This window comes from Streptacidiphilus melanogenes (assembly GCF_000787835.1).
In the GTDB taxonomy this organism is placed as follows: domain Bacteria; phylum Actinomycetota; class Actinomycetes; order Streptomycetales; family Streptomycetaceae; genus Streptacidiphilus; species Streptacidiphilus melanogenes.
The window spans coordinates 1,617-23,668 of the sequence record NZ_BBPP01000046.1; the positions used below are offsets into that span (position 1 = coordinate 1,617).

Here is a 22,052-nt window from a genome sequence, read left to right on the forward strand (position 1 = left end):
CCCCGACCCCGACCCCGGCCCCCGTCCCGATCAGCCGTCCGCCGCACCGGACATCCGCTGACCCCGCCAACGCGCCCGAACGCCCCATCGAAGGGACTCACATGCTCGAGAACCGCGCTCTGGAGATCATCATCATCGCGCTGGTGCTGCTCGTCCTGTTCGGCGCCAAACGCCTGCCCGACTCCGCCCGCGCCCTGGGCAAGTCCCTGCGCATCCTCAAGTCCGAGACCCACGCCATGCGCAGCGACGCCGACGAGCACGAGGCGGCCACCCAGCCCGCCCGGCCGCCCGTGGTGCCGTCGCTCTCGACCGAACAGGCGGCGCAGAGCGAGCCGCACCCGCAGACCCACCTCAACAAGTAGCCGGGGAGCACCGGTTGTCGTCCTCCTCACCAGCCGGCGCGATGCCGCTGCGGGAACACCTCGCCGAGCTGCGCAGCCGCCTGATCAAGGCCGTCCTCGGCCTGCTCGTCGGCACCTGCGCGGGCTGGGTGCTGCGCGCGCCCATCCTGGCCGCGCTGACCCGCCCGGCCTGCTTCCTGCACCACGTGCACGGCGTGGCGGGCGCGACACCCACCTGCCCCAGCGGCGTACTGGTTCTCCAGGGCGTCCTGGCTCCCCTGGCCTTCACCTTCAAGGTCGCCCTCGCGGCCGGGGTCGACCTCTCCAGCCCGGTGTGGACGTACCAGCTGTGGGCCTTCGTCGCCCCCGGCCTCCACCGCCGGGAGAAGCGCTGGGGGCTGGCCTTCGTGGCGGCCGCGGTCCCCCTGTTCCTGGCCGGAGCCGCGCTGGCCTACGCGGTCTTCCCCAAGGGCCTGGACGTCCTCGCGTCGTTCAACCCGCAGTCCTTCGGGCTGATGATCGAGGGGGACCAGTTCCTCGACTTCTTCGTCCGCATGGTGCTCGTCTTCGGGCTCTCGTTCGAGCTGCCGGTCCTGATCGTCGCACTCAACGCCGCCGGCGCCCTCAGCGCCGCCCGGCTGCGCTCCTGGTGGCGGCCCGTCATCTTCTCCGTCTTCGTCTTCTCCGCGATCGCCGTCCCCACCGGCGATCCGCTCACGATGACCGTCCTGGCCGTCCCGCTCTGCCTGCTCTTCCTCCTCTCCCTCGGAGTCTGCACCCTCCACGACCGCCGCAAGGCCTCGCGGCCCGCCGGCGACGACGGCCTCTGACCCGATACGTGTGCGGGGCTCCCCGCGTTCAGCTGCGGCGACCGCGAGGGCCGAACCGGCGACCCGTCGGCAGCGGACCGGCCGCCCACCCCCGGCACACCTGACTCCTGCTCAGTGCGGCGCCGTGTTCAGGTAGGTGAGAACCGCGCGGACCCGGCGGTTGGTGTCCTCGTCGTCGGTGATGCCGAGCTTGCCGAACATCGAGGTCGTGTACTTGCCCACGGCGCTCTCGCTCAGGAACAGGCGCCGGCCGATCGCCTGGTTGGACAGGCCCTCGGCCATCAACTCCAGCACGGAGTACTCGCGTTCGGTGAGCCGGTCCAGCCCTCTGCTCGGCGAGCCGGTGGACAGCAGCTTCGCGATCACCGCCGGGTCCATGGCGGTCCCGCCCGCCGCGACGCGTTCGAGGGCGTCGACGAACTGGTCGGCGTCGAAGACGCTCTCCTTCAGCAGGTACCCGACGCCGCCTGAGCCGTCGGCCAGCAACTCCCGGGCGTAGAGCTGCTCCACGTGCTGGGAGAGGATCAGGATCGGCAGGCCCGGCATCTCGCGGCGGGCCTCGAGCGCCGCCCGCAGACCCTCGTCGGACTGGTTCGGCGGCATCCGGACGTCGATGACGGACACGTCGGGCCGCCAGGCACGCAGCGCGTCGAGGGTCTCGGGTCCGGTGCTCGCCGTGGCGACCACCTGGTGCCCGCAGGCCTCGATCAGACGGACCATCCCGTCACGCAGCAGGTAGAGGTCTTCGGCTACAAGGATTCGCATGGCACCATCATGATCGCTTCGGTGGGGCCGCCGGGCGGGCTGCTGACCTCCAACGTGCCGTCGAAGACGGCGAGTCGGCGGCGCAGGCCGTCGAGCCCACCCCCGGTGCGGACCTCCGCCCCGCCGCGGCCCTCATCCTCGACCGTGACGACCAGGGCGTTCCCGTCCGGGGCGAGGGTGACCCGGGCCTTGGTCGCCCCGGCGTACTTGGCCGCGTTGGCCAGCAGCTCGGCGACGCCGAAGTAGACGGCGGACTCGATCGGCGGGTCCAGGCGCAGCGCACCGGGGGCGCTGACGGCCACGTCGAGGGGCACGTCCAGGGCCAGCGCGCGGACGGCGTCGACCAGCCCGCGTTCGCTCAGCACCGGTGGCGCGATCCCCCGGACCAGCTCACGCAGTTCGGCGAGGGAGGCGGTGGCGCCGGCCTGGGCCTCGCGCATCAACGCCCTGGCCCGGTCCGGGTCGGTGTCCATCAGCTTCTGGGCGGTGGCCAGGGAGAGACCGAGCGCGACCAGGCGGGCCTGCGCCCCGTCGTGCAGGTCCCGCTCGATCCGACGGATCTCGGCTGCCTGAGTGACCGTCACATCCGCGCGCTGAGCAGCCAGTTCCTTTACCCGGTCCGCCAACTCCATCGCGGCGGAGGGGCGCAGGAAGCGCACGGCGACCGGGTCGAGGAGCCGCCAGGCGAAGGGCGCGGAGCCGATGGCCACGAGCAGGGCGAGCACCCCGCCGACACGGGCGGCGGCCTCCGGCCGTGCGAGCCCGAGCACGGCCGCGGCCAGCGCGGCGGGCGGGACGGCCGCGGGCAGGCCCGCGGTGAACGGCGCGATCGCGGTGAACCGCAGGTCGCGCCCGTTGGCCGGGTCCCGCCAGCGGACCCGCCACCGCTGGTCCATCAGGGCGTCCCGGCGGGTGCGCTCGTACGAGAAGCCGTTCCACCAGTAGCCGGTGGACATCCGGGTCACCGGCCCGGCCTGCCGGTATCCGGCGGTCACGACGGTCCCGGTCCACCGGGCGACCAGGGAGCGGACGGCCTGGCAGACCGGACGGGAGAGCGCGAGCGTGCCCACGACCGCGAGCAGCAGCGGCGCGAGCCACGACCACGGGTTCCCCGCGCCCGACCAGATCCCCAGCGCCACCGCGCCGGTCCACACCGCCGGGACCACCAGGCAGACGGCCGCGACCGCACACGCACGCCAGAACCCCACCCCCACGCGCGCCGCCCACGCACCCAGCCGTTTCATCTCTCCCCTTCCACGCCGGTCCGATGCTCCCACGGTGCACCGCCCCCGAGCACGAAACCGCACGTCCGGCGCCGGAGTGGGGCCGGCCCCACCCACCCGTGCGCCCAGGCCCATACCGGCGTGATCGGCCGCTCCGTAGCGTCGTCACCACACCGACGAACACCCGACCGGAAGACCGGAGAACACCATGGCGCTCACCTCCACGACCGAGGCCACGACCACGACCGCTCGGCTCGACCGCTCCCCCGAGCCCGCGGCGTTCGACACCGTGAAGAAGTGTGTCGCGCTCTTCGGCGCCGTCGGCGCCGTCGTGCTCGCAACGGTCGCCGTCATGGCGGCCACCGGTCACCCGGCGACCTCGTTCATGTGGATCCGCGCCGCCGTCCTGCTGGCGGCCTCCCCGCTCCTCCACCGGCTCGCCGACCGCGCCTCGCAGGGCTCGGCATCGGCCTTCGAGCGACTGCGCACCGTCGCCACCGTCCTGCCGGTCGCCGTCGTCGGCGTCGACCTGATCCCCGGCCTCTGCCCGGCCTGGTACACCGTCCTCCAGGGCCTCTCGGCCCTCGCCCTGGCCGCCGTCGCCGTCCTCACCCGCCGCCCCGCGCTGCGCACCGCGCTCCCCACCCGCTGACCCGACTCGGCCTCCGGCGGCGGCGCGTCGAGCTGGGCAGACCTGGCGGTCGCGGCATGTACATGCGCTGGTTGATCACCCAGTTCGCGGGTCCTGGGTTGGTAGGCGCACCCACTCGTTCCGGCCCGTTCACCGTTGCTTCAATCGCTTCGTCGATCTGTCGAGGACGGTGTGTGCACGTGGACCTGAACACGGTGGTGGAGCTGCGCGACGCGCGGCTCCGCGAGACATGGCGGCCGGGTGACGCCTGGCTGGGCGGGGGCACGTACCTGTTCTCCGAGCCGCAGCCGCACATCCGGCGGCTGGTCGATCTGAGCCGGATGGGCTGGGACCCGGTGCGGGTGACGCCGCAGGGCGACCTGGAGATCGCCGCGACGTGCACGATCGCCCAGCTGTCCCGCTTCGCCCGAGGTGCGCGGTGGTCCGCGGCGCCGCTGTTCGAGCAGTGCTGCCGGGCCTTCCTCGCCTCGTGGAAGATCTGGAACATGGCCACGGTCGGCGGGAACCTGTGCAACGGGCTCCCCGCCGGGCCGATGATCTCGCTCACCGCCGCCCTCGACGGCGTCTGCCGGCTGCAGGCGCAGGACGGCTCCCTGCGGGAGACGCCCGTCGCGGACTTCATCCTCGGCGCGGGGGTCAAGGACCTGCGGCCCGGTGACCTGCTGCGCTCGATCACCGTGCCCGCCCGGGCGCTCGCCGCGCGCACCGCGTTCCGGCAGGCGTCGCTCTACGGGCTCGGCCGCTCGGGCGCGCTGCTGGTCGGCACCCGCGACCAGGGCACCGGCGAGTTCGTGCTCACCGTCACGGCCTCCACCGTGCGCCCGTTCCGGTTCCGGTTCCCGCTGTCGCCGAACGCACAGGCGCTCGAGGAGGCGGTCGCGTACGGCATCCGGGCGAAGGAGTACTTCGACGACATCCACGGCCTGCCCGCGTGGCGGCGGCACATGACCTTCCGATTCGCCGAGGAGATCCGGCGCGAACTGTGCGAGGAGGACGGGAGATGAGCTTCTCCGTCAACGTCAACGGCGAGGGTTTCGACGCCGAGCCCAGGGCGGGCCAGTGCCTGCGCACCTATCTGCGCGAGCGCGGCTGGTTCGGGGTCAAGAAGGGCTGCGACGGCGGCGACTGCGGCGCCTGCACCGTGCAGGTCGACGGCGAACCGGTGCACAGCTGCCTCTACCCGGCGCTGCGCGCGCAGGGCCGGAGGGTGACCACGGTCGAGGGGCTCGCCAAGGACGGCGAGCTGCACCCGATGCAGCAGCGGTTCCTCGACGCCCAGGGCTTCCAGTGCGGGTTCTGCACCGCGGGGTTCCTGATGACGACCACCGCGGCCGGCTTCGACGAGGACAAGCGAGCCGACCTGCCGCGGGCGCTGAAGGGCAACCTGTGCCGCTGCACCGGGTACCGGGCGATCGAGGACGCGATCTGCGGCGTCAAGCACACCGAACGACCGGACGCGGGCCAGGCGGTGGGCCGCAGCCTGGGCGCGCCCGCCGGACCGCAGGTGGTGACCGGCACCGCCCGCTACACCTTCGACATGGAGGTCGAGGGGCTGCTGCACATGAAACTGCTGCGCTCCCCGCATCCGCACGCCCGGATCGTGTCCATCGACACCTCCGCCGCGCTGCGCGTCCCCGGCGTGCACGCCGTGCTGACCCACCACGACGCGCCCGACACGCTCTACTCCTCCGCCCGGCACGAGCATCCGACCGAGGACCCGGACGACACCCGCGTGCTCGACGACGTGATGCGCTTCGTCGGGCAGCGGGTCGCCGCCGTCGTCGCCGACAGCGAGGGCGCGGCCGAGGAGGGCTGCCGCACGGTCGTCGTCGAGTACGAGCAACTCCCGTACGTCATCGACCCCGAGGAGGCCATGGCGCCCGGTGCGCCGGTGATCCACCCCAAGGGCCCCGAGTCGCGCATCGCCCGCCCGGAGAACAACGTCTGCGGCGAGGTGCACGGCGAGATCGGCACCGTCGAGGAGGGATTCGCCGAGGCGGACCTGGTCTACGAGGAGACCTTCCGCACCCAGCGGGTCCAGCACGCCAGCCTGGAGACGCACGGCTGTCTCGTCTACTTCGAGGAGAACGAGGAGACCGGCGAGGAGCGGATCGTGGTGCGCTCCAGCACCCAGGTGCCGTTCCTGACCCGCCGCGCTCTGTGCGCGCTGTACGAACTGCCCGAGGAGAAGGTGCGGGTGGTCGCGGGCCGGGTCGGGGGTGGGTTCGGCGGCAAGCAGGAGATGCTCACCGAGGACATCGCCGTGCTCGCCGCGATGAAGCTGCACCGGCCGGTGAAACTGGAGTTCACCCGCCCCGAGCAGTTCTACGGTGCCACCACCCGGCACCCGTTCACCGTCACCGTCAAGGTCGGGGCCAAGCGGGACGGCACCCTGACGGCGCTTCAGTTCCGGGTCGTGGCCAACACCGGCGCCTACGGGAACCACGGGCCCGCGGTGATGTTCCACAGCGTCGGGGAGTCGATGGGCGTCTACCGGGTGCCGCACAAGAAGGTGGACGCCTACTCTGTGTACACCAACGCCGTTCCCGCCGGGGCCTTCCGCGGCTACGGGCTCGGTCAGGTGACGTTCGCCGTCGAGTCTGCGATGGACGAGCTCGCACGGCGCCTGGGCGTCGACCCGCTGGCGTTCCGCGAGAGGAACGTCATCGGCCCCGGCGAGCACATGATCAGCCCCGGCGGCGAGGAGGAGGACCTGCACATCGCCTCCTACGGCCTGGACCAGTGCCTCCAGGTGGTGCGCAACGCCCTGGCCGACGACCGGAGCGCGGAGCAGGCCCCGCCGGGGTGGCTGGTCGGGCAGGGGTTCGCGATGTCGATGATCGCCACCGGCCCGCCCGGCGGCCACTACGCCGACGCCACGGTGACCCTGCTCGACGATGGCAGCTACGACATCGCCGTGGGCACCGCCGAGTTCGGCAACGGCACCACGACCGTCCACAAGCAGATCACCGCCGGTGCGCTCGGTACCACCGTCGACCGGATCGCTGTCCGCCAGTCCGACACCGACGTCGTACGGCACGACACCGGCGCCTTCGGCTCGGCGGGCACGGTGGTGGCGGGCAAGGCCGTGATGAAGGCGGCCAACGCGCTCGCCGGACGGATCCTCTCCTTCGCCGCCGAGTACGCCCGCGTTCCACAGAGCCAACTGCGGCTGACGGCCGACGCGGTGGAGTGCGAGGGCCGGGTCGTGACGCTGAAGGAGCTGTTCGAGGCGGCTCGCGGGCAGCAGGTGGAGCTGGTCGGGGTCGGGCACTGGGGCGGCTCGCCGCGCTCGGTGGCGTTCAACTCGCAGTGGTTCCGGATCGCCGTCGACCCGGACACCGGGGAGATCCGGATCCTGCGCAGCGTCCACGGCGCCGACGCCGGCAAGGTGATGAACCCCCTCCAGTGCCGCGGCCAGGTCGAGGGCGGCGTGGCCCAGGCCCTCGGCGCAACGCTCTTCGAGCGGGTCCTGGTCGACGAGCGCGGCGAGGTCACCACCGCGGCCTTCCGCCGCTACCGGCTCCCCGCCTACGCCGATGTGCCGCGCACCGAGGTCCACTTCTCGGAGACCTCCGACGCCATCGGCCCGCTCGGCGCGAAGTCCATGAGCGAGAGCCCGTTCAACCCCGTCGCCCCCGCCTTCGCCAACGCCCTGCGCGACGCCACCGGCATCCGCTTCACCGAGGCGCCGTTCCTGCGCGACCACGTCTGGCAGGCCATCGACGCACACCGCCGCACCGGCCGGACCACCGGCTGACGACAGCGGTCCTCCCGTCCGGACCGACAACATTCCGGCCTCCGTGCCGCCCGCTCATCGGGTGAACCGACAAACCGCAGATGCAAGGATGAAAAGCCAATCGGCTTGCATTTACCATTCCAGATGATCCCTCTCCCTCGCAGGCACCGGCCGCCGACCCGCGCGGGAGACGCAAGGACGCAAGGGGCGCAAGGAGCACCACGTGATCGTCGGAGACCTGCTGGAGCTGGACGACCTGCACATCGAGGTCGCCTGGGCGAGCCCGCACGCGCTCGGACGCGAGGTCACCGGCGTGACCTCCACCGACCTGCAGGACCCGTCGCGCTACCTGCAGCGAGGCGAGCTGGTCCTCACCGGGCTGGTGTGGTGGCGGCCCGAGGACGGCCAGGCGGCCATGCGCTTCGCCAACTCCCTGCGGGCCGCGGAGGTCGCCGCGCTGCTCGCGGGCGAGGGCACCCACGGCGCGGTCCCGCCGCAGCTGGTCGAGGCCTGCCGCCGACACGGCATACCGCTGCTGTCGATACCCTCGGGGACCAGCTTCCGCGCCGTCACCGATCGGATCTACCTGCGCCTGTGGGGCGGTCTGCAGGCCCAGGCCGAGGGCAAGGCGGCACTCCCGGCGGCGGTCAGCCGCACGCTCACCCAGATGATCCGCGCGCAGGCACCGCTCGACGACGTGCTGGTCCGGGCGGTGGCGGATCTCGGGCTGCCCGCGTGCTCCCTGCTCACCGGCGCCGGACGGCTGCTGGCCGCCTCGGCCTCCGGGACCGGCGCCGCAAAGCCGGTGCCGGTCGGTCCGTCGGGCGACTCGCCGTTCGAGGGCTGGCTGCTGCAGCCCCACACGGAACCCGGTCCCACGGCCGGCACGCTGCTCCACGGTCTGGCCGAGCTCCTCGCGCCGCTCGCGACCCGGGCCCGTGCCACCGCGTCCGCGCAGCGCGAGACCGGCGCCCGGCTGGTCGAGCTGGTCGACTCCGGCGCCGACGCCGAGGCGGAGCGCGCACTGTCGCTGTCCGGCCTGCCCGGGCGCCGGCGACTCACCCCGGTCGCGGCCCGGATCGACGGCGTCTGCGAGCCGTGGGCGGCCGCGGCGCTGGCCGAGGCCCTCCACGAGTCGTCGGAGCCGTTCGTCGCGGCCCCGGACGGCCGCAGCGGGGCGGTCGCCCTGTCCGCGGCGGACGAGGAGACGCTCGCATCGACGCTCCAGGAGGCGCTCGGCCGCCTGGAGTCCCGGCTGCCCGACCGACGGCGCATCCACATCGGCCTCGGCCCCGCCGCCGAACCGCTGGCCAGGGACCTCAGATCGGCGCTCACCCAGGCCCGCTACGCGGCCAGCCTGCAGCCGCCGGGCTCCATCGGCCGCTGCTCGCAGATCAGTTCACTCGAAACCCTGCTACGCGGCGTTCCCGCCGAGGTGACCGCGGCGTTCCGCGAGCGGATCCTCGCGCCGCTGCTGGACCACGACCGCGTCAACGGCGTCTCCCTGGTGCACACCCTCGACACCTTCCTGCACCACAGCGCCTCCTGGTCCCGCACCGCCCAGGCGCTCCACGTGCACGTCAACACGGTGCACTACCGGATCAACCGGATCGAGGAGCTCACCGGCCGCAGCCTGCGCAACCTGACCGACCGCCTCGACCTCTGGGCCGCCCTGCGCTGCCCCCCGCCCGGCCCGTCCTCCGTCCACCGCCTCACGGGCCGACGCGGGTGAGGAGCGGCGGGCCGAGGAGAAGGGCCTGCGGGGCCGGCCTGGAGCGGCGGGGTTCAGTCGTCGCTCCACTCGGCTCTGCGGACCGTCTCGGCGAAGTGTTCGGCGGCGACGGGCGCGTCGCGGAGATCGTCGGGCCAGCGTTCGACCAATTCCGCCGCCCAGTCGGCCCATTCGGCGACGAGCCGGTAGTAGTCGGTGAGGAACCGGCCGACGAGGAGAAGCTGGGCGACGCGCTCGGGGAAGGGCCCTTCGCCCGCCTGGTAGTCACGGGCCGCTGCGAGGTTGCCGCGGTTGCGTTCGACGGCCCATGCGCGCGCCGCCCGCACGGTGGCCAGGGTGTCGGCCGGCGAGGCGGACTCGGCGAAGAACACCTGCAGCAGCTGTTCGCACTCCAGCACCGGACCGTCGCCCGGCTCGCGCAGCCAGGCCGCGAGGGTCTCCCGGCCCTCGGCGGTGATCGCGTAGACGGTCCGCGGCCGACGGCCCACCAACTGCCGCTCGGCGCGCGCCAGCCCGTGGCGGACGAGCTTCTTGGGTTCCTCGTAGATCTTGCTGCGCGCCCTGGGCCAGATCCGTCCCAGGCTGCGGTCCATCTGCTGCGCGAGTTCGTAGGTGCTCCACGGGCGCACCGACAGCAGGCCGAGGATCGCGTAGGACGTGGTGGTGAGTGCCGGGTCGCTTGACATCGCACCCTCCGAGGCGTAATCCGGACATATGGTCCCATAGGGAGTATAAGGCAGGTGGTCGAGATGACCAGGACCCTCCAGATCGACCCCTCCAACGCCGAACGGGCCCGCGCCTGGGACGGCGAGGAGGGAGAGTACTGGGCGCAGGAAGCCGACCAGTTCGACCGCGCCCTGCGCGCCTACCGGGCCCCGTTCTTCGACGCCGCCGCGATCGGGCCCACCGACCGGATCCTGGACATCGGCTGCGGGACCGGTGAGACCACCCGTGACGCGGCGCGGCGTGCCGACGCCGGGCGCGTCCTGGGCCTCGACCTGTCCGGCCCGATGCTCGACGTGGCGCGTCGGCGGGCAGCCGCCGAGCAGCTGCCGAACGCGGCGTTCGAGCAGGCCGACGTCCAGGTGTATCCGTTCCCCCAGGGCGAGTTCGACGTGGCGGTCAGCCGGACCGGCACCATGTTCTTCGGCGATGCCCCTGCGGCCTTCCGCAACATCGCCCGAGCCCTGCGACCCGGCGGCCGACTCGTCCAGCTGGTCTGGCAGCCCCCGCAGTACAACGAGTGGTTCACGGTCTTCACCACCGCCCTGGCCGCAGGCCGCAGCCTGCCGACGCCGCCGCCGGACGCGCCGGGTCCGTTCGCGCTGGCCGACCCCGAACGCGTCAGCGGCCTGCTCACCGAAGCGGGCTTCCACCCGCCGCACTTCACGGCGCTCACCGCGCCGATGCACTTCGGCGCGGACCCCGACACCGCGCAGCGGTTCGTCACGGGTCTGCTCGGCTGGCTGCTCGCCGGCCTCGACGACGCCGGGCGCACGCGTGCCCTGGCCGATCTGCGCGCGAGCCTCGCGACCCACGGCACGGCCGAGGGCGTGCTGTACCCGTCGGCCACCTGGCTGATCACCACAACCCGCGCCTGAGCGGACGAGGCCCCCGCGGAGCGCCGCGCACGGAGGCGGCCCGCCAGGGGCTCCGTCGACCGTGTCGCGTGGTAACGGGCCGACACCAGGCTGGAAGGGGAGCTGATGCGCGATGGACATCGACCGGCAGCTTCGCGCATCCGGCCCGGCCGACGCCGCCGAGGGCGCCGCCGAGGGCGCAGCCGAGGGTCAGTCGTTGTCGATCTTGTTGCCGTTGGGGGCGACGACGTACCAGCCCGCCCCGAAGGCCTTCGAGCCCTCCCCGTTCGTGTCGCCGGGCTTGTGGTCGGCTGCGTAGGTGTAGAGCGGGTGCCCGTTGTAGGTGACCACCATGGTGTGGTCCGCACGCATGGCGGTGCCCAGGAGGGCCGGATTGACACCGGCTCCCGCATGCGGGGTCCCGGTGGTGGTGTCGGGCGGCCACACGGAGGCGCACGCGCCGGTGCAGGCGGAGTTGGGGCCGGTGTCCTTCTCGAACAGGTAGAGCGTGCGCCCCTGCCCGTCGACGAGGAAGGTGCCCAGGGAGGTCTTCGCCACGGACACGGTGGCCCCGCTCGCACTGCCGGACGACTGGCCCGTGCCCGTGGCGGAACTGGCGGGCGGTGAGCCGGTGGCAGGTGATGCCGATCCGCTCGTGCTGGTGCTGCTGCAGGCGGCGGCGGCCAACCCGATGGCCGCCAGCGCGATCGCCCCTGTGGTCAGGTGTCTCACGGTGTTCGCCCCTCTCGATGAGTGGACGGGCGTTCCGGTGGGCCCGGAGCCCGTCAAGGGGTCTACGCCGCGCCGCACGCACGGGTTCAACCTGTTTCTGGTCTTTCGTCCTGACTTCGACAGATCACTTGTGTTACACACCTTTTGACCGATGACTCGGCCCGGTCGCGGTGGCTGAACCCTGAGACGGCATCAGGGGCCGACCCGCCCTACTGCGCGGCGGACCTGCGCGCCCAGGCGCGCCCGGTCCGGACCGTCACCACGGCGCCCCGATCCCGGGCCGCGTCGGTCCTAGACTTGAGTGGATTCGATGTTCGTCCACCTGGGAGGGCGGAATCGTGCGACAGACCCGGCTCGCCGACGAGTCCCCTGAGTACCTGGCCGCGCGCGAACAGCTTCGCCGAGCCGAGATCAACCTCATGCGGCACCGGGAGCAGGTCGCCGCGCAGCGGCGGGCGCTCCCTCCGGGGCCGCCGCTCGACGACTACACCTTCCTCGAAGGCCCGGGCGACCTGGACGACGGAGACGCCCCCGTCCGCGAGGTCCGGCTGAGCCGGTTGTTCACCTCCCCGGACCGGCCGCTCGTCGTCTACCACCTCATGTACGGCAAGAAGCAGACGGAGCCCTGTCCGATGTGCACGATGTGGCTCGACGGGTTCAACGGCGTGGCCCACCACATCGCCCGGAACGCCGACTTCGCCGTCGCGGCGGCAGCCGGCCCGCAGGCGCTGCGGCAGCACGCCCGCAACCGCGGCTGGAACCGGCTGCGCCTGCTCAGCTGCGGGGACAGCACCTTCAAGTACGACCTCGGCAGCGAGGACGAGGACGGCGTCCAGGACTCCACGGTGTCCGTCTTCACGCTGGATCCCGACGGGACCGTGCGGCACTCCTACTCCGCCCACCCGCGGATGGCCGAGGACATCGACCAGCGCGGCATCGACCTGCTCGCCCCCGTCTGGCACCTGCTGGACCTCACCCCGCAGGGCCGCGGGGACTGGTTCGCGGCCCTGGACTACTGAGGCGTCCTCTCCCACCGGCCGCCGATTCACAGGGCGACGTCGATGGCGATCTTCCCTCCGGGATGCCCCTCCCGAAGGTGGGTGAGGGCAGCCGACAGCTCGGCGAGCGGGTAGCGGCGGTCGACCACGGGGCGAACCGCGCCGCTGTCGACGAACCGGGCGAGTTGCCGCAGGTCGTCGTGGCGCTGGGTGCCGACGAGGGGGCGGAACCGCTGGGAGGTGACCAGGCCGAGCAGCAGTCCGCGCAGCTGACGGTCGAGACCGCCGAACCAGCGGCCGCCGGTCTCGCCGCCGACGAACACGACGGTGCCGCGCGGGTTCAGCAACCGCCGCAGCTCCGACAGCGGCCGACCTCCCGCGATGTCGAGCACCAGGTCGTAGCGGCGCCCGTGCAGTCGGGCGTCGGGCCGGGTGTAGTCGACGACCTCGTCGGCCCCGAGGGCGCCTACCAGCTCCAGGTGCCTGGAGCCGCAGACGCCGGTGACGTGACCCGCACCCAGCGCCTTGGCCAGTTGCACGGCGAAGGTGCCGACGCCGCCGCCGGCTCCGAGCACGAGCACGCTCTGTCCCGGCCGCAGCCGTCCGGCGTCCCGCAGCGCCTGGAGCGCGGTGCAGCCGGAGACGGGGACCACGGCCGCCTCACCGAACCCGACACCGGTCGGCTTCGGCGCGAGGCGCCGCGGCTCGGCGCAGGCGTACTCGGCGAAGGCTCCGTCGCAGGTGCCGTAGACCTCGTCGCCCGGCCGCAGGTCGGTGACGCCCTGCCCGACGGCCTGGACGACGCCCGCCACGTCCATCCCGCGGACCCTCGCGCGGCCGCGCCTCAGCCGGAACGGCGTCGCACGGATCAGGTAGGGCAGCCCGGCCGTCACATGCCACAGTCCCTGGTCGACGGCCGACGCGCGGACGGCGACCAGCACCTCCCCCGGCCCGGGGTCCGGGCGGTCGACCTGCGCCAGCCGCAGCACCTGCGGCGGTCCGTAAACGTCGTGCACCACGGCCCTCATCACAACGTCCCCTCGTCGTCGCGGTACTGGAAGACCTCGTCGAGCGGGACCGCGAAGACCCGGGCGATCTGGAACGCCAGCTCCAGGGTCGGCGAGTACCGGCCCTGTTCGATGGCGATGACGGTCTGTCGGGTCACTCCGATCCGGCGCGCGAGCTCGGCCTGCGTCATCTCCTCGGCGGCGAAGCGCAGTGCGCGGATCCGGTTGGTGACCCTGGTGGGCGGCCTCACCACGGTTGGAAGCCCCACCGGTAGGCGGCGATCCTGGCCGTCGAGCCGAGCACGGCGGACAGCACCAGCCCGAGATAGAGGGCGTTCGCGATCCAGAACTGGTCACAGCGGGCCAGCGCGAGCAGCAGCCCGCAGACGGAGCCCAGCACGACGGCGCCCTGGCCGACGTGCATGCCGAACCGGTGGATCTCCCGGTCCCGCTGGTCCTTCCCGCCGCCGCCCTCCCGGTCGGCGACCGCAACGAGGATGCTCAGCGCGACGGAGGCGAGGATCGACCCCGCCACCGTCCACAGCAACGCCGACACGTACGGCGTGTGCGCCAACTCCCCGCCCCCGGAACGCCCGAGGACGAGGAGCAGATAGACCGCGTAGGAGACCAGCGAGACCAGACCGAGGATCCAGGCGCGCTTCTCTTCGAAAGCCACAACCGCTCCCGATGTAAAGAAAACCGGACATCGGTAGTGTCGAACTTCCACGACACCATGTCAAGAATTCTGTACATCCAGGCCGCATCGTCGAAGCCGCGGACCGCGACACCGCGGCCGAGGCAGAACTCGGCGAAGGCGGAGCTCGCCTCCCGCAGGGGCAGCCAGAGGAAGTTGGTGTGGGAGGAGGGCACGACGTAGCCCAACTCGTGCAGGCCGGACATCACCCGCTCCCGCTCCAGCAGCGTGAGCCCGACGCGGCGCGCCGGCCTCCGCCCGCTCGCCGAGCGCTGCGACGGCGGCCGCCTGAGCCAGGGAACCGACGCTGAAGGGAAGTTGGGCCTTGCGGACCTCGGCGATCAGCGCCGCGGGACCGACGCAATAGCCGACGCGGAGGCCGGAGAGCGCGTCGCTTGCGAGTCCTTTTGCCGCAGCAATTCCGGTGCGCGCGCTCATATTCTCCTCAGGCGGCGACCGTCCCTGCCTCGGGGCAGCGCAAGCGACCTGTGGCCATCACTTTTCGGCAGCGGGCGCGGCCGACTGCCATACGCACTATGGACCCCTGAAGAAGAGTCCGGCATTCCTACGGCCCTGACTCCGGTGCGAACATCGCCGCGTGGCTACGCAAGAACTCTCGCTCTCCCAGACGTCCGCTCCCTACGCCGAGGCATTGGCCGCCCACGGACAGACGCCATGGCAGCGGCTGAACGTTCCCGGACACGGGGCGAGCCCCGAAGCCTTCGCCGGGCTGGCCGACCTCCTCGGCCCCGCGCCCATGCGCACGGACGTGCCCCCGCTGATCGACGGCATCGATCTGGGACCGGACAACCCCCGGGCCGGGGCCCTCCGTCTCGCCGCCGAAGCATGGGGGGCGCGCCGGACCTGGTTCCTGACCAACGGAGCCTCCCAGGGCAACCGCATCGCCACCCTGGCCCTCGGCCTGCTCGGGCCACGGGTGGTGGTCCAGCGCAGCGTGCACGCCAGCGTCATCGACGGCCTGATCCTCTCCGGCCTGAACGCGGTCTTCGTGCACCCCGGGGTCGACGGCGACCTGGGCATCGCCCACGGAGTCACCGCATGCGACGTCGACGCAGCCCTGCTGGCGCACCCCGACGCGGTGGCGGCGTACGTCGTGACCCCCAGTTACTTCGGTGCGGTGGCGGACGTCCGGGCGCTGGCCGACACCGCTCACGCGGCCGGCGTCCCACTCGTCGTGGACGAGGCCTGGGGCGCACATCTCGGCTTCCATCCGCGACTGCCGCAGAACGCCCTCCGACTCGGGGCGGATCTGGTCATCTCCAGTACCCACAAGCTCGGCGGCAGTCTCACCCAGTCCGCCATGCTCCATCTCGGCCACGGTCCCCACGCCGAGACCCTGGAGCCGGTGCTCGAGGAGGCGTTCCGACTCACCCAGTCCACCAGCGAGAGCTCCCTCCTGCTCGCCTCTCTCGACCTGGCCCGACGTCGGCTCGCCACCGGTTCGGAGGCGATCGGGCGTTCCGTTCGCGCGAGCGATCTGATGCGCGAACGCATCCGGGACCGTGGCCGCTTCGGCGTCGTCAGCGACGACTTCGGGGAGTTCCCCGACATCGTGGCGAGCGACCCGCTGCGGGTCGCCGTCGACACGCGCACCGGGGGCGTCCCTGGCCACGAGGCGCGGTGGCGGCTCCAGTACGAGCACAACGTCCTGGTAGAGATGGCCACGGACTCCGTCGTCGTCGCCGTGGTCGGGGCCGGCGCCGCGCCGGACGTCGACCGCTTCGTCGACGCGCTCCATGGTCTGCCCGTGGGAGACGTGTCAGCGGCTACGGGAGACCGGCGCCTCAAGCTGCCCGTTCCTGGCGAGGTCCGGATGACTCCGCGTCAGGCGTTCTTCGCGGGCAGCCGTAGCGTCCCCGCCGCCGAGGCGATCGGTCAGGTGTCGGCGAGCACCCTGGCCGCCTACCCGCCCGGAGTCCCCAACGTCCTGCCCGGCGAGGTGATCACAGCCGAACTCGTCGACTTCCTCCAGGGCACCGCCGCGGCCCCGGGCGGTCACGTGCGCGGAGCGGCGGACCACGACGTCCGGACCCTGCGCATCGTCACCCCGAGACGTGCGGGAGGTGGCGCATGACCGTCGAGCCCATGGTGCGGGCCGAGCAGGTGCGCAAGTCCTACGGCCGGGTCGAGGCCCTCCGGGGCGTCGACCTTGAGGTCATGCCCGGACAGGTGTGCTGCCTGGCCGGACCGTCCGGCTCGGGCAAGTCGTCATTCCTGCGCTGTCCGACGGCCTGCACGGAACTGCGGTCCTGTGCCGACTGCCGCGAACCCTTCGCGCACCTCAAGGAGGTCTGAGCAGCCTGTCACGCTGCCGACCGGGCGCGTTCGTCCCAGGCCGCGGTGATCCTGGACGCCTGCTCGGACAGGGCCTCGCGCAGGGCGTGCGCGGAGTCGGAGACGGTGGTGCGCAGCATGGCCACGCTGATCCGGCGAGCCAGCGGCGGGCCGTCGAGGGCGCGGATGACCAGGTCGAGTTCCGGCTCGTTGCCGGTGAGAGCGAGCCGGGGCACCAGGGCGATGGCGGTGCCCGCCGCCACGAATCCCTTGAGCATGCCGTAGTCGTCGGTCCGCATGACGCGGACCGGCTCGAAGCCCTCCTGGGCGCACGCCCAGCTGAGCACCCGGTCGCTCGGATCCCAGTCGCAGGCCCCCATGATCCATCCTTCGTCGCGCAGGCGCCCCAGCGGGACGCTGTCGAGATGCGCCAGCGGATGGTTGGCGGGCAACGCGAGTTGCAGCGGGTCGTCCAGCAGGGGGTGCAACACGAACTCCTCACCCAGATCCAGCGGCTCGCCCGGCTGGGAGTAGACCAGCGCGATCTGCAACCCGCCGGTCCTCAGTGCCTCGACCACGGTCGGCAGCTCCCCCTCCAGCAGGGAGACCTTGACACCCGCCTCAGCGAGCTGTCGGACCGCCGGCGGCAGCAGCAGCGCGCCGGCCGTGGGAAAGGTGCCCACCCGCAGGGTCCGCGTCCCGTGCTCGATCAGCGCGTGCACCTCCTGCTCCGCGAGCCCGACGCGGCGCAGCGCGGCCTCGGCGTGCGGCAGGACCAACTGTCCGGCCTCGGTGAGGTGGACTCCGCGTGGGCTTCGGTGCACCAGGGGCACGCCGAAGTGGGACTCCATGGCGGCGAGGTGGTGGGCGATGGTGGGCTGGCTGTAGTGCAGCGAGCGTGCCGCCCCCGCGAGCGAGCCTTCGCGCGCGATCGCCCGGAGCACCTGGAACTGTCGCAGTTCCAGCATCGTGATCACCTTACCCTCTATGGAGCCCAGCCAGAGGAATCAAGCATTCCTCTTAGCGGGCCGCCGTGTCATCATCGATCACATCTCCGGGAAATGCCACCCCCGCCCGGCGGCCCACGACGAGGCGCGAACCGCCCGCCGTCAGCGATTCCGGCCGAATGAGCACCCTCGGCGCGTACCTTTACCCGCCCGTCGCAGACGAGTGAACTCCGGAGATCCCTCATGGATACGCAGAGACGACAAACCCAGGGCGCTCGCCGGTCCGGGACGCGCGGAACGCGCTGTCCGAATTCTGCCATATACCTGCGCTGCTACCCCTTCGACGCCGGTTGCATGAGAAGCCACCAGGACACGCTGCTGAACCACGCCGAGCAGCTGGGCCTACCGATTCCCCTCCTGTTCCTGGACAACGGCATCCCTTCTTCCCGCCCCCGACCCGCACTCGGTCATCTCATGGCCCTGACGGACGAACGCCTCGTCACCGTGCTGCTCATACCGGGAACCTTCGTCTTCTCCCTCTACGACGCGGCCGCCCGCGCCATCGCCGCCCGTTTCGCCGGGGCAGGATGCCGCCTCGTCGATCTTCTCCACCCACGGAAGGCCGCGCTGATCCCGGCCGCCGGCCCCTCACACTAAGGGGGAATTCCGACCCGGAAATGGCTTCGGCTGGAAATTCCAGGAGCGATAGCTCAATTCTCCGCCAAATCGGCGACACCACGAAGTATCGTGCTTTCCACGCCGTTCGATTGTCCTGCGCAGGCGACGAGAATTTCTTCGCCTTTGCACCACCGTGCCGGACGGGGCGAGCCCGTCCGGCACGGTGGTGCAAAGGCCGCACTGATCAGTTGCTGTCCGGTGTCGGACGGCCGGTCAGGACTCCGTGGTGAACACGAGGACGGAGTTGCCGCCCACCGTCAGCGCGTGCCCGTTGGTGAAGCTCGCCGTCAGGGTTCCGACCTTGGTGGGGAAGCCGTTGGCGTCGGTGGTGGGGGTGGAGCCGTCCGCGTAGAGGTACTTGTTGAGCGTCAGGGATCCGGTGGGCTCCGTCAGCGTCACGGTCTGCGCCGAGGACGTGCGGTTGACCAGGGCGAACGTCCAACCACCATCGGGAAGTTGGGCGGCCAGCACCCGCGTGCCGGCCGGCTCGGCGGGGGCGTGGACGGTCGAGCCGGCGGGCAGATACCGGCTCAGCAGGCTCCAGGTGTAGAACCAGGGCCGCAGCGCGGTCGAGTGCGCCGAGACGGTGTTCGGGTCGTCGCTCCCCCTGCCCCACATCCCGCAGAAGTCCGTGGAGTCGTAGCCGTCGAGGCACCAGGCCGCCGCCCCGTCGATTCCGCTGCGGGCCTCCTGCACGGCCAGGTCCGCCATGCGCAGCGCCTGCGTGGTCTGCAGCGCGAAGCCGTAGTCCTTGCTGCCGTCCGGGAACTGGGCGGCCTTCATGCCCGTCTCCCCCAGGAACACGGGACTGCCCGGCGCTGCGGCCCGCACCTGGGACACCGCCTGGGTCAGCACGGGTTCGACGTACTCCGGAGCCGCGCCGTACAGCTCCTGGTCGTAGAAGTGCGCCTCGCTGGCGCCCAGCAGACCGCTCTGCGCGGAACGCAGCCACCAGGAGTCGTTTCCGTTCCAGGCGCCGGTGTCCATGGCGGTCTGCGTCTGCGTCAGGTCGCCCAGGGAGTCGTCGACGGAGGTGGTGGCGTTCGCCAGGTCGACCGACCCGACGGTGTGCTCGAGCGGCGAGGAGGCCACCGACAGGCGCAGGTACTTGGCGTTGCTGATGCCCGCGGCCGTGTACGTGTAGCGCCACATGCCGCCGCCGTTCTTGCCGGTCACCATCGGCACCGGTGTCGGCGCGGACACCGCGAGGTTCTTCCAGGTCGTGCCGTCCGGCGAGGTCTGGAAGGTGACGGAGGTGTCGGTGGCGCTCGCGGCGTAGACCTGCGCCGTGAAGGTGTTCAGCGCGGCGAGCTTCCAGACCAGGCTGGAGTTGCACCCGGAGGTGCAGCTGGGCGCGGTCTGGGAGCCGAGGTCGCCGCCGTAGGAGGAGATGCCCGCCTCGGCGGTGTCGGCGCCGGAGATCACCGTCCGCTTGGTGTCCACCCCGTAGGTGGCGAACGCGGACGCGAGGTTGCCGGTCGCGGTGGTCCAGTCCGCGTAGGAGTACCCCTTGGGGCCGGTGGCGACGTTGGGCTCGTTGACACCGACCCAGTACGTGGGGGCGGCGCCGTCGGCCTGCAGATGCTGGACCAGCTTCGCCTGCACGGTCGCGGTTTCGGCGTCGGTGTAGGCCAGGCTTCCGATGCCGAAGAGCCCGCTGACGACCGGCACGCCCTCGTCGGTGTAGTGCTTGATCACCTTCTCGGCGCTCTGGTAGGCGTCGGTGGTGAAGTCGTAGGTCCCGCCGTGGCCGTTGTCGGTCCAGTACCAGGGCAGGTTGAACATCACCCGCACCAGGCCGGGCTTGATGTAGTCGGTCCTGGACACCATCAGGTTCCAGTCCGCGGTGTTCCAGGTCGTGCCGTCCGGCGGCTGGGGGTTCTGGTTGTAGCCCAGGCCCATCCAGTGGCTGTCGACCACGTCGCCGGCCGAGGCCGCGACGGCCTTGGGGGCCGTGGCGGCGCCGCTGGGCGTGGCCACGGCCAACCCCGTGGCCAGCGATATCGCGGTGGCGAGCAGGGCCGCGGACGTCGCGCGGCCCGAGGCCGAAGCGGGAAGAAGGCGATGGACGAATCGGGAACGCACGGATCTCTCCAGTGTGTGTGCTGCGGAAAGGGCGCATGCCCGAACCGAGGACAGCGGATACCCCCGCCCCCGCCCAGGTCGCGCTGGCCCCACCCTGATCCCGACCGGTCGGCGTCGGCATCCGTGAAAACACGGATCCGCGCACAGTCGGCGCGCCGCCCGGAGTCCGGCGTCTTACGTCCGGGCCGGGCGAGGGTCACACTCGTAGCCATGTCCGACTCAAGTGCACGTCCCCACTCGAGATCCGGCTCATCTGTCACCGCGGCCGAGGCCGCGCCCCGGGAACCGCGCCTGCGCAGGAGCCTGAACGTCTGGCAGGCGGTGGGCCTGTCCATGGCGTTGATGGCGCCCAGCATGGCGGTCAACATCAACCCGCAGGCCGCCGCGCCGAGCGTGGGGCGCGCGGTGCCGCTCGCCTTCCTGATCGCGACCGTCGGCGTCCTGCTGGTGGCCTACGTCTTCGTCCGGCTGTGCCAGTACTTCCACCACTCCGGCTCCGTCTACGCCTTCGTCGGCGCCACGCTGGGCCCGCGCAGCGGGGTCGTGGCCGGCTGGGGGCTGATCGGCACCTACCTCTGCTACGGCGTCACCACCTCCTCGGTGGTGGGCATCTTCGGCACCTCCTTCCTCCAGCGGACCGGCGCGTGGGCGCATCCGCCCGTGGACGCCCCGTTCATCCTCACCGGCTGCGTCCTCGTCCTGTCCTGGTGGCTGACCGTCGCCTCGGTCCGCCGTGGGACCAACGTGCTGCTGACCGTCGAGGGTGTGACCGTGGCGCTGATCCTCGCCATCAGCGCCGTCGTGCTGGTTCGCCTGGTGGCCGGGAACGCGCCGGCCGGACATCGGTTCACCATGTCCGTCTTCACCGTGCCGCCGGGCACCGCGCCGTCCGCGCTCTTCCTCGGCGTCGTCTTCGGGTTCCTCTCCTTCGCCGGTTTCGAGGCCGCCGCCACCCTCGGCGAGGAGGCGAACGAGCCGCGCCGCGACATCCCCCGCGCCATCCTCGGCACCACGCTCTTCGGAGGCGTGTTCTTCGTCGTCGTGACCGGGATCGAGATGATGGGCTTCGGCGCGAACACGGCCGGGGTGAAGGCCTTCGGCGGTTCCGCGTCACTGATCGGCGACCTCGGCGGGGCCTATCTGAGCCCGTGGGTGGGCGACGCGGTCACCCTGGGCGCGACGGTCAGTGCCTTCGGCTGCTGCCTGGCCTGCACGGTCGGCGCGGCCCGGCTGCTCTTCGCGCTGGGGCGCGACAGCCTCGGCGACCGGGGCCCCGGCCGGGTCTCCCGCTCCGGCACACCGGCCTGGGCGGCGACGGCGGTCTCGCTGGCGATGGCCCTGGTCCTGGGGATCTGCGTGGTGGCGTTCTCCGCGGTGCCGGAGGACACCTTCGTCTGGGGCAGCACCGTCGGCACGCTGATCCTGCTGGTCGCCTACGTGCTGACCACACTGGGCGCGATCCGGCTGGTGTTCGTCCAACGCCGCATGCCCGTGCCCATGTGGCAGGTCGTCATCCCGGTCGGGGCGCTGGCGGTGCTCGGCTACACGGTCTACCGCAACGTCATCCCCTACCCGGCGTCGGGCCCTGGCCACTGGTTCCCGATCGTCGCCGGCGGCTGGCTGGCAGCCGCCACCCTCGCGGTCTGCGCAGCCCCAACCACCGCCCGCCGCCTGGGCCACCACCTGACCCACGCCGAAGGCCTACGCGGGCACGCCCCCGCGCCTCCCCCGGAACCCGGGGGATGAAGCCCGGT

22 protein-coding genes and 1 pseudogene are annotated in these 22,052 nt (G+C 72.0%); 13 read left to right on the top strand and 10 right to left on the bottom strand.

Annotation, left to right across the window (positions count from 1 at the left end):
* On the top strand, positions 1 to 362 hold a 362-nt coding region (tatA, locus tag TR49_RS32890), incomplete at its 5' end, for a Sec-independent protein translocase subunit TatA (RefSeq protein WP_439654147.1).
* A gap of 14 nt (positions 363 to 376) precedes the next feature.
* Positions 377 to 1,171 carry a twin-arginine translocase subunit TatC gene (gene tatC / locus TR49_RS32895; protein ID WP_152627570.1) on the top strand — a complete coding sequence of 265 codons (795 nt, stop codon included), beginning with the start codon at positions 377 to 379 and terminating at the stop codon, positions 1,169 to 1,171.
* A 111-nt stretch (positions 1,172 to 1,282) separates the two neighbouring features.
* Here the strand turns inward: tatC and TR49_RS32900 are convergent, their stop codons facing one another.
* Both TR49_RS32900 and TR49_RS32905 read right to left on the bottom strand, forming a co-directional pair.
* Positions 1,283 to 1,936: a response regulator transcription factor gene (locus TR49_RS32900; RefSeq protein ID WP_042388214.1), complete on the bottom strand. Its 654-nt coding sequence runs from the start codon at positions 1,934 to 1,936 to the stop codon at positions 1,283 to 1,285.
* Entirely contained in the window at positions 1,921 to 3,180 is a 1,260-nt protein-coding gene (locus TR49_RS32905; RefSeq protein ID WP_042388216.1) for a sensor histidine kinase, read from the bottom strand. The genes TR49_RS32900 and TR49_RS32905 overlap by 16 nt, the downstream gene beginning before the upstream one ends.
* 187 nt (positions 3,181 to 3,367) lie before the next feature.
* On the opposite strand from TR49_RS32905, the gene TR49_RS32910 reads away from it, so the two are divergent.
* From TR49_RS32910 to TR49_RS32925, 4 genes are all read left to right on the top strand, one after another.
* The gene (locus TR49_RS32910) at positions 3,368 to 3,811 is read left to right on the top strand and encodes a hypothetical protein (protein WP_201776262.1); all 444 of its coding nucleotides are present in this window, start codon (positions 3,368 to 3,370) and stop codon (positions 3,809 to 3,811) included.
* 179 nt (positions 3,812 to 3,990) lie between these two features.
* Positions 3,991 to 4,815, top strand: a complete 825-nt coding sequence (locus tag TR49_RS32915) for an FAD binding domain-containing protein (protein WP_042388220.1) — start codon at positions 3,991 to 3,993, stop codon at positions 4,813 to 4,815.
* A complete protein-coding gene (locus TR49_RS32920) occupies positions 4,812 to 7,571 on the top strand; it encodes a molybdopterin-dependent oxidoreductase (protein WP_042388225.1) in 2,760 nt (919 codons plus the stop codon). The genes TR49_RS32915 and TR49_RS32920 overlap by 4 nt, the downstream gene beginning before the upstream one ends.
* A 202-nt stretch (positions 7,572 to 7,773) precedes the next feature.
* Positions 7,774 to 9,282, top strand: coding sequence for a PucR family transcriptional regulator (locus TR49_RS32925; protein WP_042388227.1), 1,509 nt, complete (start codon positions 7,774 to 7,776; stop codon positions 9,280 to 9,282).
* A gap of 53 nt (positions 9,283 to 9,335) precedes the next feature.
* Here TR49_RS32925 and TR49_RS32930 read toward each other — a convergent pair whose 3' ends face one another.
* Positions 9,336 to 9,968 (bottom strand): PadR family transcriptional regulator, encoded by a 633-nt coding sequence (locus TR49_RS32930; protein WP_042388230.1) that lies wholly within the window; start codon positions 9,966 to 9,968, stop codon positions 9,336 to 9,338.
* Between the two features lie 63 nt (positions 9,969 to 10,031).
* Between TR49_RS32930 and TR49_RS32935 the strand changes: the two genes are divergently transcribed.
* The gene (locus TR49_RS32935; protein ID WP_042388342.1) at positions 10,032 to 10,883 is read left to right on the top strand and encodes a class I SAM-dependent methyltransferase; all 852 of its coding nucleotides are present in this window, start codon (positions 10,032 to 10,034) and stop codon (positions 10,881 to 10,883) included.
* Positions 10,884 to 11,072: 189 nt separating this feature from the next.
* On the opposite strand, the gene TR49_RS32940 is transcribed toward TR49_RS32935, so the two are convergent.
* The gene (locus TR49_RS32940) at positions 11,073 to 11,420 is read right to left on the bottom strand and encodes a COG4315 family predicted lipoprotein (RefSeq protein ID WP_052434852.1); all 348 of its coding nucleotides are present in this window, start codon (positions 11,418 to 11,420) and stop codon (positions 11,073 to 11,075) included.
* 40 nt (positions 11,421 to 11,460) lie between these two features.
* Here TR49_RS32940 and TR49_RS44400 point away from each other — a divergent pair, with 40 nt between their 5' ends.
* Both TR49_RS44400 and TR49_RS32945 read left to right on the top strand, forming a co-directional pair.
* Entirely contained in the window at positions 11,461 to 11,742 is a 282-nt protein-coding gene (locus tag TR49_RS44400) for a hypothetical protein (RefSeq protein WP_162484689.1), read from the top strand.
* A gap of 190 nt (positions 11,743 to 11,932) precedes the next feature.
* Positions 11,933 to 12,613, top strand: a complete 681-nt coding sequence (locus TR49_RS32945) for a DUF899 family protein (RefSeq protein ID WP_042388234.1) — start codon at positions 11,933 to 11,935, stop codon at positions 12,611 to 12,613.
* Between the two features lie 26 nt (positions 12,614 to 12,639).
* On the opposite strand, the gene TR49_RS32950 is transcribed toward TR49_RS32945, so the two are convergent.
* Genes TR49_RS32950 through TR49_RS43260 form a run of 4 tightly spaced genes read right to left on the bottom strand, consistent with a single transcriptional unit; the run spans position 12,640 to position 14,731 of the window.
* Entirely contained in the window at positions 12,640 to 13,620 is a 981-nt protein-coding gene (locus TR49_RS32950) for an NAD(P)-dependent alcohol dehydrogenase (RefSeq protein WP_042388237.1), read from the bottom strand.
* Positions 13,620 to 13,853 (bottom strand): helix-turn-helix transcriptional regulator, encoded by a 234-nt coding sequence (locus TR49_RS32955; RefSeq protein WP_084725677.1) that lies wholly within the window; start codon positions 13,851 to 13,853, stop codon positions 13,620 to 13,622. Before TR49_RS32955 ends, TR49_RS32950 begins: the two co-directional genes overlap by 1 nt.
* A complete protein-coding gene (locus TR49_RS32960) occupies positions 13,847 to 14,275 on the bottom strand; it encodes a hypothetical protein (protein ID WP_042388239.1) in 429 nt (142 codons plus the stop codon). Before TR49_RS32960 ends, TR49_RS32955 begins: the two co-directional genes overlap by 7 nt.
* A 60-nt stretch (positions 14,276 to 14,335) precedes the next feature.
* Positions 14,336 to 14,731 carry an aminotransferase class I/II-fold pyridoxal phosphate-dependent enzyme gene (locus TR49_RS43260; RefSeq protein WP_152627571.1) on the bottom strand — a complete coding sequence of 132 codons (396 nt, stop codon included), beginning with the start codon at positions 14,729 to 14,731 and terminating at the stop codon, positions 14,336 to 14,338.
* Positions 14,732 to 14,891: 160 nt separating this feature from the next.
* Here TR49_RS43260 and TR49_RS32965 point away from each other — a divergent pair, with 160 nt between their 5' ends.
* Positions 14,892 to 16,388, top strand: a complete 1,497-nt coding sequence (locus tag TR49_RS32965; protein ID WP_042388241.1) for an aminotransferase class I/II-fold pyridoxal phosphate-dependent enzyme — start codon at positions 14,892 to 14,894, stop codon at positions 16,386 to 16,388.
* An 11-nt stretch (positions 16,389 to 16,399) separates the two neighbouring features.
* Positions 16,400 to 16,537 (top strand): annotated as a pseudogene (locus TR49_RS32970) (ATP-binding cassette domain-containing protein); the annotation flags it as partial.
* A gap of 80 nt (positions 16,538 to 16,617) precedes the next feature.
* On the opposite strand, the gene TR49_RS32975 reads toward TR49_RS32970, so the two are convergent.
* Complete coding sequence (locus TR49_RS32975) at positions 16,618 to 17,556, bottom strand: LysR family transcriptional regulator (protein ID WP_042388347.1); 939 nt, start codon at positions 17,554 to 17,556, stop codon at positions 16,618 to 16,620.
* A 333-nt stretch (positions 17,557 to 17,889) separates the two neighbouring features.
* On the opposite strand from TR49_RS32975, the gene TR49_RS32980 reads away from it, so the two are divergent.
* Positions 17,890 to 18,192 carry a hypothetical protein gene (locus TR49_RS32980; protein WP_042388244.1) on the top strand — a complete coding sequence of 101 codons (303 nt, stop codon included), beginning with the start codon at positions 17,890 to 17,892 and terminating at the stop codon, positions 18,190 to 18,192.
* Between the two features lie 234 nt (positions 18,193 to 18,426).
* On the opposite strand, the gene TR49_RS32985 is transcribed toward TR49_RS32980, so the two are convergent.
* A complete protein-coding gene (locus TR49_RS32985; RefSeq protein WP_042388247.1) occupies positions 18,427 to 20,298 on the bottom strand; it encodes a hypothetical protein in 1,872 nt (623 codons plus the stop codon).
* Positions 20,299 to 20,508: 210 nt separating this feature from the next.
* Between TR49_RS32985 and TR49_RS32990 the strand changes: the two genes are divergently transcribed.
* Positions 20,509 to 22,044 (top strand): APC family permease, encoded by a 1,536-nt coding sequence (locus TR49_RS32990; RefSeq protein WP_084725678.1) that lies wholly within the window; start codon positions 20,509 to 20,511, stop codon positions 22,042 to 22,044.
* Positions 22,045 to 22,052: the final 8 nt, after the last annotated feature.